This window comes from Janibacter cremeus (genome assembly GCF_029395675.1).
In the GTDB taxonomy this organism is placed as follows: Bacteria; Actinomycetota; Actinomycetes; order Actinomycetales; family Dermatophilaceae; genus Janibacter; species Janibacter cremeus_A.
The window spans coordinates 2,477,894-2,490,027 of sequence record NZ_CP115184.1 but is presented as its reverse complement, the minus strand read 5'-3'; the positions used below and the strand labels follow the sequence as shown (position 1 = coordinate 2,490,027).

Annotated in this window: 11 protein-coding genes; 5 read left to right on the top strand and 6 right to left on the bottom strand. The window is 71.6% G+C overall.

Features of this window, described 5'->3' with window-relative positions; translation table 11 throughout:
• Nucleotides 1-4: 4 nt before the first annotated feature.
• On the bottom strand, nucleotides 5-772 hold the full coding sequence (locus O9K63_RS11765; protein ID WP_277238059.1) for a GntR family transcriptional regulator: 768 nt from the start codon (nucleotides 770-772) through the stop codon (nucleotides 5-7).
• A 37-nt stretch (nucleotides 773-809) separates the two neighbouring features.
• Here O9K63_RS11765 and O9K63_RS11760 point away from each other — a divergent pair, with 37 nt between their 5' ends.
• From O9K63_RS11760 to O9K63_RS11745, 4 genes are all read left to right on the top strand, one after another.
• Nucleotides 810-1,556, top strand: coding sequence for a DsbA family protein (locus O9K63_RS11760; RefSeq protein ID WP_277238057.1), 747 nt, complete (start codon nucleotides 810-812; stop codon nucleotides 1,554-1,556).
• Complete coding sequence (locus O9K63_RS11755; RefSeq protein ID WP_277238055.1) at nucleotides 1,556-2,407, top strand: cytochrome c biogenesis CcdA family protein; 852 nt, start codon at nucleotides 1,556-1,558, stop codon at nucleotides 2,405-2,407. The genes O9K63_RS11760 and O9K63_RS11755 overlap by 1 nt, the downstream gene beginning before the upstream one ends.
• On the top strand, nucleotides 2,407-2,898 hold the full coding sequence (locus tag O9K63_RS11750; RefSeq protein WP_277238054.1) for a hypothetical protein: 492 nt from the start codon (nucleotides 2,407-2,409) through the stop codon (nucleotides 2,896-2,898). The genes O9K63_RS11755 and O9K63_RS11750 overlap by 1 nt, the downstream gene beginning before the upstream one ends.
• A 182-nt stretch (nucleotides 2,899-3,080) precedes the next feature.
• On the top strand, nucleotides 3,081-4,400 hold the full coding sequence (locus O9K63_RS11745) for an HNH endonuclease signature motif containing protein (protein ID WP_277238053.1): 1,320 nt from the start codon (nucleotides 3,081-3,083) through the stop codon (nucleotides 4,398-4,400).
• A 196-nt stretch (nucleotides 4,401-4,596) separates the two neighbouring features.
• On the opposite strand, the gene O9K63_RS11740 is transcribed toward O9K63_RS11745, so the two are convergent.
• A complete protein-coding gene (locus O9K63_RS11740; RefSeq protein ID WP_277238051.1) occupies nucleotides 4,597-4,839 on the bottom strand; it encodes a hypothetical protein in 243 nt (80 codons plus the stop codon).
• Nucleotides 4,840-5,012: 173 nt separating this feature from the next.
• Here O9K63_RS11740 and O9K63_RS11735 point away from each other — a divergent pair, with 173 nt between their 5' ends.
• A complete protein-coding gene (locus O9K63_RS11735) occupies nucleotides 5,013-6,173 on the top strand; it encodes a winged helix DNA-binding domain-containing protein (protein ID WP_277238049.1) in 1,161 nt (386 codons plus the stop codon).
• An 89-nt stretch (nucleotides 6,174-6,262) separates the two neighbouring features.
• On the opposite strand, the gene O9K63_RS11730 is transcribed toward O9K63_RS11735, so the two are convergent.
• The 4 genes from O9K63_RS11730 to ilvD form a co-directional block, all read right to left on the bottom strand.
• Complete coding sequence (locus O9K63_RS11730; RefSeq protein WP_277238048.1) at nucleotides 6,263-8,068, bottom strand: calcineurin-like phosphoesterase family protein; 1,806 nt, start codon at nucleotides 8,066-8,068, stop codon at nucleotides 6,263-6,265.
• Between the two features lie 216 nt (nucleotides 8,069-8,284).
• A complete protein-coding gene (locus O9K63_RS11725; RefSeq protein ID WP_277238046.1) occupies nucleotides 8,285-9,424 on the bottom strand; it encodes a glutathione-independent formaldehyde dehydrogenase in 1,140 nt (379 codons plus the stop codon).
• Nucleotides 9,425-9,505: 81 nt separating this feature from the next.
• Nucleotides 9,506-10,354: a DMT family transporter gene (locus O9K63_RS11720; protein WP_277238044.1), complete on the bottom strand. Its 849-nt coding sequence runs from the start codon at nucleotides 10,352-10,354 to the stop codon at nucleotides 9,506-9,508.
• Nucleotides 10,351-12,075, bottom strand: coding sequence for a dihydroxy-acid dehydratase (gene ilvD, locus O9K63_RS11715; protein WP_277238042.1), 1,725 nt, complete (start codon nucleotides 12,073-12,075; stop codon nucleotides 10,351-10,353). The genes O9K63_RS11720 and ilvD overlap by 4 nt, the downstream gene beginning before the upstream one ends.
• Nucleotides 12,076-12,134 lie beyond the last annotated feature (59 nt).

Here is a 12,134-nt window from a genome sequence, read left to right as displayed (position 1 = left end):
GCACTCAGTCCCAAGGGATCTCGACGGGCCGCCCGTCGCCCCCGCCGCAGTTGAGGACGGCGGAGGCGTCGCCGAAGACGTGCGTCAGGGTGACGCGCTCGCCGACGGCGCAGGTGTCGCGCAGCTCGGCCGCCTGACCGGCCAGGCAGGACTTGCGGCGGATCGTCAGGAGGGGGCTGCCCTCGGCCACACGCAGGCGCGCGGCGATCTCGGGGGTCGCCGCGATGGAGCGGGTGTACTCGACGCCGGCGTCGAACTCCACGCCGCAGCGGGACCGCAGCTGTGCGTAGACGGAGGTCTCCGACAGGTCGGCCTCCAGCAGCGGGGCGGCCAGGGAGGCGATGATCCACAGCCGGTCCAGGGCGAAGGGGGTCTCGTCGCCGTACCGCACCCGCGTCACGTGCACGAAGGGGGTCTGCGGGTCGAGCCCGAGGGCGCCGGCGACCGTGGCGTTGGTGGTCAGCTCCTGGGCCAGGACCTCGGAGCGCTCCTGACTGCCGTGGGCGGTGATCGCGTCACGCAGGCTGTACATCGGGCCGATCCCGGTGGCGCGGTTGGCGTTGATGACGTAGGACTGCCGGCCCCGGGCGCGCCCGACGACGCCCTGGTCGCGCAGCGGTCCCAGCGCCCGACGGATGGTTCCGCGGCTGGCCTCGTACTCCGTGGCCAGAGCCAGCTCCCCGGGGAAGCCGTCGGCGAACTCTCCCTCCTTCACCCTGCGCAGCAGGTCGTCACTGATCTGCCGCCATCGCGGAAGCGTTCGCACAGCCACCTCGTGAAATGTATAGACATTGCGTACCATCGTGGCCATGACCTCGATGAATCGACGAACTCTCACCGTAGTCGCCGTCGCGGCGATCGTCATCGTCCTGGCTGCGGGGGTGTACTTCTCCGACCGGGGCGACGGTGGGTCGGGCGCTGCGGACGCAGGGACCTCCGCCACCTCCGGGACGGACTCGGCGGGGGAGGGCGCTGACCCGCGCGAGGTCGAGAAGGAGGTGGGCCTGGCCCGCCGCGACGCCGACGACGTGATGGCAATGGGCGACAAGGATGCCGATCTCGTGCTCATCGAGTACTCGGACTACCGGTGCCCGTTCTGTGGGGCCTTCGCCCGGGACACCCTGCCGAAGCTGAAGGAGGAGTACATCGACACCGGCAAGGTCCGCTACGAGTGGCGCGACTTCCCGGTCTTCGGTGAGGAGTCCGTCGAGGCTGCCATGGCCGCCCGCGCCGCCGGTGAGCAGGATCTCTACTGGGAGTACAACGAGGCGATGTACGCCGATGCGCCCGAGCGCGGCCACCTGAAGGTCAACGACGACAAGATCATGGCCTGGGCCGAGGAGGTCGGCGTGCCGGACATGGACCAGTTCGAGAAGGACCTGGACGACCCGGACCTGCGCGCGAAGGTCGAGGCGGACACCCAGGAGGCGCGGCAGGTGGGCGCGACTGGCACCCCGGCCTTCGTCCTCGGCGACCAGCTCATTGCCGGGGCCCAGCCGGTCGACTCCTTCCGCCAGCTCCTCGACGACGAGCTGGCGGCCGTGGAGCAGAACTGATGGACATCGGCTACACGGGCGCCCTCCTCGGAGGGATTCTGACCCTCCTGAGCCCGTGCTCGGTGATGCTGCTGCCGGCGTTCTTCGCCTACGCCTTCACCTCGCCCAGTGCGCTCATCGGCCGCACGGCCGTCTTCTACCTCGGACTGAGCGGCACGCTCGTACCTCTCGGGGTCTTCTCCGGGACCCTCGGCTCCCTGCTGACCACCCACCGCTCGACCCTGGTCGCCGTCGCTGCCGGCGTGGTTATCGTCCTCGGCCTCTGGCAGCTGTCCGGACTTCCGGTCCCGGGGCTGTCCCGGGCGCAGGGCACGAGCGCTGATGCAACGTCGACGGCCTCGGTCTTCGCGCTCGGCGCCGTCTACGCGGTCGCCGGGGTCTGCGCCGGCCCGATCCTGGGGTCGGTCCTCATGGTGGCGGCGCTCGGCGGGAGCGCGGTGTACGGCGGCTCGGTGCTTGCCCTCTACGCGCTGGGCATGACCGTGCCGCTCTTCGTGCTGGCGGCGGTGTGGAAGCGTCTGGGCTCCCGCGGTCGCGCCCTGATCGCACCCAAGGAAGTCACGATCGGGCCGTGGCGCAACACGTGGACGATGGTGGTCTCCGGGCTGTTGTCCATGGCCATCGGCGCTCTCCTGATCCTCACCGACGGCACCGCGTCCCTCTCCGGTGTCTTCACCATCGGCACGCAGTACACGGCCGAGTCGACGCTGGCCACCTGGAGCCAGGGCGCCTCCGACGTCTGGTTCGTCGTCGTCGCGGCGCTCGTGCTCGCCGGCGTCCTCGGCTGGCGGAGTCTGACCCGGCGCCGTCCCTCGTCCGTGACGCGTGAACTCACCAAGGAGGAGGTCTGATGGTGGACACGGTCTCACCCGCGCGGGCGGAGCCCTCCGTCCTCGATGAGATGCGCGCGTGGCCGGCCCGCCGCTGGTGGTCCGCTGCCGGCATCGCCGCGCTCACCGTGGTGGGGACGGCGATCCCGACCGCGATGATCCCCACTCCCGTCTTCAGCCGGGACGTCCCGACGACGGTGTGGGCCTGGCCGGTCCTGGTGGTCACCTCGATCCTGGCCGGACTGGTCGCCGCGACCTACGTCGCGCGCCGTGACACCGACGAAGGGGGTGAGCGGGCTTCGCGACTGGGGATGGTCGGCGCCTTCACGACCTTCTTCGCCGTCGGGTGCCCGGTGTGCAACAAGCTGGTCCTCATCGCCCTCGGTTACTCGGGCGCCCTGACCTACTTCGCGCCGGCGCAGCCCTTCCTCGCCGCACTGGCCATCGCGCTGCTGGCCTGGGCGCTGGTCGTGCGTGTCCGTCGCGAACGCTCCTGCCCGGTGCGCCCCTGACCGGGTGGTTGAGGGGTGGGTTCGCGTAGCGAGCGAGCCTCGGGGCCCGGGTGGTTGGGGTGTGGGCTCGCGTAGCGAGCGAGCCTCGATTTCCCGGTGGTTGAGGTGTGAGTTCGCGTAGCGAGCGAGCCTCGAAACCACGCCTCGGGTGCGTTGTCGGGGGTCGCTGGCAGGGTGTCTTCATGGAGATGGCGACGCAGTGGCACGAGGGGTACGGGACCGCGCCCGGCCTGCGTGACGCGCTGCGCTCGTTGACGCAGAGTGCCGGTGGTGGCGGGGAGCTGTGGCGCCTGGGGGATGCGGAGGTCACCGAGGCGTTGGCGGTGATCGGGCAGGCACGCGCCCTGCTGGAGATCGCCGAGGTCGACCTGGTGCGCGAGGGCCTGGCGCGGGGTCTGCCGGCGGAGTCGACGTGGTCGCCCACGGACTGGGTCACCCGGGCCGAAGGCCAGCGGGCTCCGGACCCGGGCGTGCGGCATGTCGCGTCGGTGGTGCGGGTGGCCAAGGCCGGCACCCGGATGGCCGGCCCATCGGCGTTGAAGGCCGCGGGTGCCGTCAACGACGTGCGGGCAGCGTTCCGGGAGGGCGATCTGCCGTTGGGCAAGGCGGACCAGCTGGTGCGCTTCCACGCCCAGGTCGCGCCGGTCGCGGAGGAGGGCCTGCTCGAGGAGGACCTGGGCGCCCTGGTCGCGGCCGCGAAGGACGACGTCGTCGCCACCGGCCCGCAGGGTCGGCGGCGGGAGCGGGTGCGGGGACTGGGCGAGAAGGAGCTGGGCGCGGCGATCACCCGCACCGGGCGGTTGCTGAAGCCGGAGAAGGACATCGAGGACGAGGACCGCCGCGCCAAGCGTGGCCGGTCGCTGACCAAGAGCCAGGGCCCGGCCGGGATGAGCCTGTACCGGGTGGTGCTCGACCCCGAGGGCGCCGCAGTCGTCGACGCGGCCCTGGCCGCGCTGTCCGGCCCACAGAAGGGGCCCGAGGGTGAACCCGATGAGCGGCCCGCGACCCAACGGCGGGCGGACGCGCTGGTGGAGATCATCCGCCGCGGGGTCGCCTCCCCGGGCGCGGAGCCGACGTGCGAGAAGGCGCAGGTGGTCATCACCATCGGCCTGGACGACCTGCATCAGGACGCCCACGGCGCGGGAGTGACCGCGACCGGGCAGGTCCTGGCCCCCTCGGTGGTGCGGCGGATGGCCTGCGACGCCGGGATCATCCCCGCCGTGCTCGGCGGCGACAGCGAGATCCTGGACCTGGGACGGTCGGTGCGCTGGTTCACCCCCGGACAAAAACGCGCCCTGTGGCTACGTGACGGCGGCTGCACCTACCCCGGGTGCACCATGCCCCCGCAGTGGTGCGATGCCCACCACGTGGCCTGGTGGTCCCGCGGCGGCACCAGCGGCATCGACAACGCCGCCCTGCTCTGTCAGCGCCACCACACCACCGTCCACACCCACGACCTGCGAGCGAGCATCACCCCCACCGGCGTGACCTGGCACCTGTAGCGACCCCGCCCCACAGCCCTTCCCCAGGGAAGGGCTCGAAGGCATGCCCACACGCACCCGGACCCAGGGACGCCGAAGCACCAGACCCAGGGGCCCTGAGGTGCTCGGACACAGGGCCCGGAGGTGCTCAACCCGTCCCCCCAAATGATCACCCCACGATCAGCAGGCGGCCCGGTGGTGCCGTACTGCGCGTCGGCTACGCCGCGATGAGCACGAGGGGGGCGTCGACCTCTCCCACGGCGGCCCAGCCATCTGCGCTTCGCGTCGGGCCGACCGCCTCCGTCTCCACCGGCTCGTGGTGGACGGAGCTGGGCCTGCTCTCCTGCGGCGCGCTGCTCGCCGCCGCTCCAGCGAAGCTGGAGATCACGCCTGCGGCGAGGCTGCCGACCATCGCCAGGGCGAGGATGATGGCGAGGATGCGGCGGGTCTGGTCGGACATGCCACGACCATACGCAATGCCGGCGCAGCCCGAGACGGCGAAGGGGGCATCGCCCCTGGGAGCGCTCGTCGGGAGCCGTGTGCGACGGTGTTCGCTTCACCCGGGAGCGGTCCGGGATCGCTGGTCCGACCATCCGGTTGCCGCGCCCTTCACGCAGGGGAATGATCATTGGGGTGAGCGAATCGACCCGCTGGACCACCGCCGCCGCTCACTCCGGTCCCGTGTGGGGAGCGGCCGAGGGGAGCCGGTCCATCGCCCGATGGCGCCTGGGCAATCAGCACCTCCTCGCGCCGGGGGCGGACTGCGTCGACGACGTGATGTCGCGACTGCTCGCCGTGCAGGCGGAGAACCCGGGACAGTCGGCGTGGGCCGTGGCCACCCGGACGGCGCGGCCGGACGACACGGCGCTGCAGGAGGCGCTCGAGCAGGGGCGCGTGCTGCGCACCCACGTGCTCCGACCCACCTGGCACTACGTCACCGCCGACGACCTTGACTGGCTGCTCGCCCTCACCGGTCCCCGTGTCGTGGGGGTGGTCGACTCGCAGCTGCAGCGCGACCTCGGGCTCTCCACGCGCGACGTGGACGAGCTGACGACGGTCGTCCTCGACCTGCTGGGGACCGATCCCGACCGCACCCGGACAGAGGTGACCACCTCCCTTCGCCAGCGGGTACCGCGCTTGGCCGACACCGTCACCGGACGACTGACCATGCTGCTCATGTGCCGCCTCGAGGTGGAGCGCCTCGTCGCCAGCGGGCGTCCGCGTGGGGGCGAGCACACCTACGCCCGCTACGAGGACCGGGTGCCCGGCCGCGTCGATGCCGAAGTCTTCGATCGTGACGCGGCACTGGCGGGACTGGCCGAGCGGTACTTCACCGGGCACGGGCCGGCGACGGACAAGGACCTCGCGTACTGGGCCAGCCTGCCGATCACTGACATCCGGCGCGGTCGCGAGGCGATCGACGGGGCACTCGAGTCCTTCGAGCACGAGGGCCGGACCTACTGGCACGCCGACGACGCGGCACCGGATGACCGGGTCGAGCCGCACGGCCACCTGCTGCAGGTCCTCGACGAGATGTACCGGGGGTACCAGGACTCCCGCATGGTGCTCGACGCCCGGGGGGTGGTCCCACGCGGTCGCGAGTCGGCGATCGGGATGGCGCTCGTCGACGGACAGCTCGTCGCGGGGATGCGGCGGACGGTGTCGACCCGTGCGGTGACCTTCGCGCTGAGTCCGTACGCCCCGCTGACCCCCGTCGAGCGCGCGGCGATCGACGCGGCGGCCGAGCGTTACGGGACCTACCTCGGCCTCCCGGCGCAGGTGGAGGCACCCTGAACGCGTCGTCCGGTGTGCAGGGACGAGGGCGACGCCCGTGTCCCGACACCGGGACACGGGCGCGCAACACCGTCGGGCGCGATCGAGGATCAGTCGGTGACGGTGAACTCGATCGTCTCCGTGCTGACCGTCCCGTCGCGGTCGGTGCTCGTCACCGTCGCGGTGTGCTCACCGGCGGCGAGGTCGGCCGGGAGCGCCGATCGCCAGATGTGCATGCTGCTCTCGGCGACGCTGCCGCCGTGGACCAGCTGCTCCTGGACGGCGACCGGGTCGGACCACAGGGCGCCGACCTTGCGGGCCTCGCCGGTCATCGACTGGGTGCGCTGCGCCCCCTTCGCCTCCCCGCCGTCGATCGCGACGGTGACCTCGGTCCCGGTCGAGCCGGCGAAGACGTTGGCGGTGAGGTAGGTGGTCTCGGCGAGGTCCGCAGCGGAGACCACCGTGGGGTCCTCGAAGGCCGGGGCGCTGCCGCCGTTGTCCCGGTTGGCCTCGAACCACTCGCGGTAGCGCGGCGAGTTCACCCCGACGGCCATCTGGACCGAGTCGTCCTCACCGGTGACGGTGAAGCGGTCGGTGAGCGCGTCCGGCCGCGACTCGAGCGTCAGCACCCCGGGGCGGGCGCCGTCGCGCTGGAGCGCGGTCGGGATGCCCTGGTCGGTGATCCGCCCGGAGTACCAGTCACCGGAGATCGCGCCGGCGGTGATGTGGTCGAAGGGCAGCTCCTCGACGCCCATCACCTCGGCCCACCCCTGCGTGGAGTCGCCCTCCCGCATGAACTCCGTGGTGTGGCTGTGGCCACCGAAGGCGACCGCCTCGTGACCGGAGACGATCTCGTGGATCTGCTGGATCTCCGCGACCTGGTGCCGGGTGAAGGTCTGGTCGTTGAAGTTCAGCAGCGGGATGTGTGCGGCGAGCACGACGGTCTTGTCCTTCGGGACCTGCGCGACATCCTGGCGCAGCCACTCCAGCTGCTCCTCGCCCAGCCCACCGGTGTAGCTCTCGCCGGCGCGGTACTGCACCGAGTCGAGTGCCACGATGTGCAGGTCTCCCGCGTCGTAGGAGTAGTAGTCCGGGCCGAACTGCGAGCGGTAGGTGTCGAAGCGGTGCTCGCTGTCCGCGGCGTCGTAGTCCAGGTCGTGGTTGCCCGGCAGGAGGCGGGCGGGCCCGTTGATCATGCTCGTCAGCTCACGCGTCTGCGGGTAGAGCGAGAGGTCGTCACCGACGATGTCCCCGAGGAAGAGGGCGCCGCAGCTCGCGTAGTCGCTGCGCTGGGCGAGGTCGGTGAAGGCGCCCGCGCGGGCGTACTCGACCTGGGTCTGGTTGTAGGTCTGGATGTCGCCGCCCATGATGCAGTTCTGCTGCGACTTCTTGGTGGCGGTGGAGCGGGCGAGGGGGAAGTTCACCGCATCCGGCGTCGGCCCGGTCGGCTCGATGCCGCCGTACCTCAGCTCCGGGGAGCCCTCGGGCAGGTGGACGTAGGAGAACTGCGCGATGTTCTCCTCGTCGACGGGGACCTCGTAACCGGCGGGCTGGGTGACGAAGACGTTGGTGTTGTCGTCGACGGGCAGCTCGTAGCGGCCCTTGGCGTCGGTCGTGGCGACTTGCCGGCCGTTGGAGACCTGCACGCCCGGGATGCCGCGCTCGCCGCGGTCCCGGGTGGAGTTGCGGTTGCGGTCGTCGAAGACGACACCGTCGAGGACGTCCTGGTCCTCGTCGGTGCCGTCGACGACGTCGACCTCGCCGCGGTAGGCCGTCTCGGCCCAGCTGCTCCCGCCCTCCTGCGAAGGGAGCGAGGGCGCGGCCGTCGCAGTGGGTGCCGCCAGGGCGGCGGTGAGGCAGAGGGCGAGGGTTCCGGTGGTGACAGGTGCGAGGGCACGTGTCCGGTACAGGGGCATGGTGATGTCCTTCGTGTGTGGGCACGGGCCGCGGTCTGCGGCCGTGACCCACGGTCACGAAGGTGTGTGAACCGGCCCTGACATGCGGATGGACGTCTGCGACGTCCGGACCCGCATCCGGAAGAACAGTCGGCAAGGAGTTGGTCAGTACGCCCGTGGGGAGCGCTCACCAGCTCCCCCACGAGGCGTCGATGCGCCGTGTCGGCCGCGAGGCCGTCACGTCCGGCCGGGCTGCAGCAGCACCTTGGAGTAACCCTCCTCGCGGTTGTCGAACTTCGCGTAGGCGTCCGGCGCCTCGGTCAGCGGCAGCTCGTGGGACACGACGAAGCTCGGCTCGGCCCGACCGGCGATGATCAGGTCACGGAGGAAGTGTGCGTACTGCTTGGCGTCGGCCTGACCGGTGCCCATGGTCTGGCCCTTCTCGAAGTAGCGCCCGACCTTGAAGAGCAGCTCCCCCTTCGCGGCGTGCTCGTTGGGTGCGCCCGGGTCGGAGGGCAGGTACAGCCCCACGACCCCGATCGACCCGGTCGAGCGGACCGTCTCGATCAACTGGTTGAGCACGATCGCGGGCTGCTCCTCGCCCCCTTCGGCCGTGGCCTGGTATCCGACCGCGTCGATGCCCCGGTCGACCCCCGGGGCGTGCAGCTCGTCGGCGATCTGCTGCGCCGGGTCCCCCTTCGTGAAGTCGATCGGCTGGGCGCCGATCCGGGCAGCCAGGTCGAGTCGGTCCGCGAGCTTGTCGACGGTGAAGACCCGGCTGGCGCCCCGCAGCAGGGCCGAGTACGTCGCCATCAGCCCGACGGGCCCGGCACCGTAAACGGCGACCGTGTCCCCGGGAAGCACGCCGGCCAGCTCGGTGGCGTGGTACCCGGTGGGGAAGATGTCGGCGAGCAGGGCGAAGTCCTGCTCGTGCTCGGTGCCCTCGGGGAGGGGGACGCAGTTGTAGTCGGCGAAGGGGACCCGCAGGTACTCGGCCTGGCCGCCCGGGTAGGGCCCCATGCCCACGTACCCGTAGGCACCGCCCGCACCGGGAGGGTTCACGGTCAGGCAGAAGGCGCTCTTGCCGGCCCGGCAGTTGTCGCAGAACCCGCAGGCGACGTTGAACGGCATCACCACCCGGTCACCCTTGCGGACCGAGGCGACGCCCGGGCCGACCTCCTCGACGATCCCCATGTTCTCGTGTCCGAAGGTGATGCCCGGCTCGGCGTCGGTCCGGCCCTCGTACATGTGCAGGTCGGACCCGCAGATGGCGGTGGTGGTGATCCGCACCAGTGCGTCGGTCGGGTCCTCGATGCGTGCGTCCTCCACGTCCTGGACTGCCACGTCGTACGGTCCCTGGTAGACCACGGCCTTCATCGTCGACTCCTCTCGTCGTCGTGATTCAGGTCATGGCCCTACCCGGGCGGGGCGCGGACATGCCCGTCGGAGTCGACGGAGTCAGGCGCCCACCTGCAGGGCGACGGCACCGGCGGCGACGACCAGCACGGCCAGCCTCTCGGCCGTGGTCAGGCGCTCACGGAGGATCAGCCCACCGATGAGGGCCGCCCAGACCACGCTCGTCTCACGCAGCCCGGCCACCAGGGCCAGGGGCGCCCGGCTCTGGGCCCACACCGTCGTGCCGTAGGAGATCACCGCGAGCATCCCGCCGAGCAGGCCGATCGGTGCGTGCGTACGCATCCGCCCCCAGAAGGAGCGCCCTCCCTGCCATCGGCACACCAGGAGCAGCACCGGGCCCTGCAGCGCGAACATCCAGCCGATGTAGGCCCCGGTGTTCCCCGCCATCCGTACGCCCACTCCGTCGCTGAGGCTGTAGGCGGCGATGACCAGTCCCGTGCACAGGGCGAGGACCAGGCCGGTGTCGGCCCGGGGGAGTCCTCGGGCGCCGGCGAGCAGCACGATCCCGGTCACGAGCACCCCCAGACCGAGCCAGGAGAGCAGGCTCAGGCGTTCCCCGAGGAGGCCCACCGCGATCATCGTGACCACCACCGGCGAGGTGCCCCGCGCGATGGGGTAGAGCCGCGAGAGGTCACCGTGGGCATAGGTGTGGGTCAGCAGGACGAGGTAGGCCGCCTGCAGCAGCGCGGAGGCCACGAGGTAGGGCCACGACTCGGCCGCGGGTACACCGAAGAGGACCACCAGCACCAGCCCGACGGCCCCGTTGGCCGTGCCGATGAGCGCGGACGAGACCCAGCGGTCACCGACCGACTTGGCCATCGCGTTCCACGCCGCGTGCAGCACGGCGGTGGCGAGCACGAGCAGCAGGACGCCCTGGACGCCCACCGTCACGGCAGGCAGACCGCCCCCTGGGACGCGGAGCCGACGAGCGCCGCGTACTTGGCGAGGACGCCGGTGCTCGTCATGGGCGGCTTGACCCAGTCGGCGCGGCGGACGGCGAGCTCGGCCTCGTCGACCTCGAGGTCGAGACGCCTGGTGGTCAGGTCGAGGGAGATGGTGTCGCCGTCCCGCACCAGGCCGATCGGGCCGGCGTCCATCGTCTCGGGGGCGACATGGGCGATGCAGTTGCCGGTCGTGCCGCCGGAGAAGCGACCGTCGGTGATGAGCAGGGTCGAGGCGCCCAGGCCCGCGCCCTTGATCGCACCGGTGATCGCGAGCATCTCGCGCATCCCGGGTCCGCCCTGCGGTCCCTCCTGCCGGATGACGACGACGCACCCGGGCTCGATGGCCCCCTCGGCGAGGGCGTCCAGCGCGTCGCGCTCGCCCTCGAAGACCCGGGCCGGGCCCCGGAAGGTGTCGTAGGAGAAGCCGGCGGCCTTGGCGATGGCGCCGTCCGGGGCGAAGCTGCCGCGGAGCACGGCCAGGCCGCCGGTCGTGCGGTAGGGCGTGGCGGCCGTGTGCAGGACCGAGCCGTCGGGCAGCGGCGGGTCGAGGTGCGCGAGGTTCTCGGCCACGGTGCGACCGGTGACCGTCATCGCGTCGCCGTGGAGCAGCCCGGCGTCGAGCAGCACCCGCATGACGACCGGGATGCCGCCGACGTGGTCCACGTCGCGCATCACGTGCCGGCCGAAGGGCTTGACGTCGGCGAGCACCGGCGTGCGCCCGGCGATCTCGTCGAAGTGGTCCAGGGTCAAGGGCACCCCCGCCTCGTTCGCGATCGCGAGCAGGTGCAGCACGGCATTCGTCGAGCCGCCGAGCGACATGAGCACGGTGATGGCGTTCTCGAAGGCCTCGATGGTGAGGATGTCGCGGACAGTGATCCCGTCGCGGAGCATCCGCACCGCGGCCGCCCCGGACTCGCGCGCGATGATGGTGCGGCGCTTGTCGGCCGAGGGCGGTGAGGCGCTGCCCGGCAGCGACAGCCCGAGGGCCTCGCCCATGCTCGCCATCGTGTTCGCCGTGTACATCCCGGCACACGCGCCCTCACCCGGGCAGAAGGAGCGCTCGACCGTCTCGACGTCCTCGAGCGCCATCGTCCCCGCCTGGCAGGCACCGACGGCCTCGAAGGCGTCGATGATCGTGATCTCCCGGTCGGACCCGTCGAGCATCCGCGCCAGTCCCGGCAGGGCGGTGCCGGCGTAGACGAAGGTCGAGGCCAGCCCGAGCCGGGCGGCCGCCATCATCATCCCGGGCAGCGACTTGTCGCAGCCGGCCAGGAGCACCGAGCCGTCGAGGCGCTCGGCCTGCATCACCGTCTCGACGGAGTCGGCGATGACCTCGCGGGAGACGAGCGAGTAGTGCATGCCGACGTGGCCCATGGAGATCCCGTCGGAGACGGAGATCGTGCCGAACTCCATCGGGACCCCCATCTCCTCGCGCACCCCGTCCTTGGCCGCGGCGGCCAGCCGCTGGAGCGACAGGTTGCACGGGGTGATCTCGTTCCAGCTGGAGCCGATCCCGATCTGCGGCTTGTCGAAGTCCTCGTCGGCCAGACCGACGGCGCGCAGCATCCCGCGCGCCGCGGTCTTCTCCAGACCGTCGGTGACCTCGCGGGAGCGGGGCTTCATCCGGTCGCGAAGGGAGGTGCTCGGCTCGGTCTGCGGGTGTGGCATCAGGAGGCTGCTTTCTCGCGGCCCTCACGCGGAGGACGGGTACCGGCTGCGGGCGCAGC